Origin of the sequence: Acidovorax sp. NO-1, from assembly GCF_000238595.1 — a bacterium.
Lineage (GTDB): Bacteria > Pseudomonadota > Gammaproteobacteria > Burkholderiales > Burkholderiaceae_C > Acidovorax.
Genome location: NZ_AGTS01000006.1, coordinates 1 through 911 on the forward strand (window position 1 = coordinate 1; position 911 = coordinate 911).

General features: G+C 57.1%; 1 protein-coding gene. It reads right to left on the bottom strand.

Annotated elements, in window-relative coordinates:
* Nucleotides 1–144: 144 nt before the first annotated feature.
* Nucleotides 145–911: Tn3 family transposase (locus KYG_RS00680; protein WP_008902873.1), on the bottom strand; the 767-nt coding region annotated here is incomplete at its 5' end.

Consider the following 911-nt stretch of genomic DNA (forward strand, 5'->3'; position numbering starts at 1 on the left):
GGGGGTCTCCTCGTTTTCAGTGCAATAAGTGACGGTACGAAAAGCTAGCACTGGCGCGGAGGTGGTGTTGGTAGATCGTTGATTTCATTGACTTTCCTGTTCACTTTCAAATCTGCGATTCGTGGCGTCAAACCGTGGTCGGTTTCATCCATTGGTGCCAGTTATCGATGCATTTGGCCGCGAAGGCAGGATTTGGTCAGCATAGCGGTCAACCGGGAAGCGAAACACACCCCGCAAGTTGATGCTCTCCAGCCTGGTGGGCGCAATCTTCCCGATCAGTTCCGGTGGAATGACCTGGCGGCGGTTCGACCAGCGATCCAGGACCGCCTGCATCTGTGAGGTATTCCACGCCATCACGATGTTGGCCATCAGGCTCAACGCATCGGCCACAGCCTGCATTTCATCGACACGTTTGGCCTGCGCCGGGCTGATCCGGCCGGTATAAATGGCGCGCTTGAGGGCGTTAACAGCCTCGCCCCGATTGAGCACCCGGCGCAACTCGTTCCTGAAAGCGTCCTTGACAAAGTAGTCAGCCAAAAACGCCGTACGCAGCAACCGCCCCAATTGCACGCCAGCCTCATAGATTGGATCGCCCTGGGCGGCAGAACCGAACCGCGCAAGAGCTGCCACCGCACTGGCATGTCCGCTCATGACCGAGGCTGCCAGGTGCACCAGACTATCCCAATGCTTTTCGATCAAAGCGACGTCGACATTGGCTTCGCACACCGCAGCGATTTCTGCGGGCACTTTGGTGCCGCGTGGCACAAAGAGGTGGCGCTGTTTGAGTTCCTTCAACCGCGGGCAAAGATCAAAACCAAGCAAACGGGCATGTGACATGGCAAAGTCGGTGTAGCCATGGGTATCCACAGCAAGCTGGCTGGTCTCCAGCTTTTCTTGGCGGATGACACCTT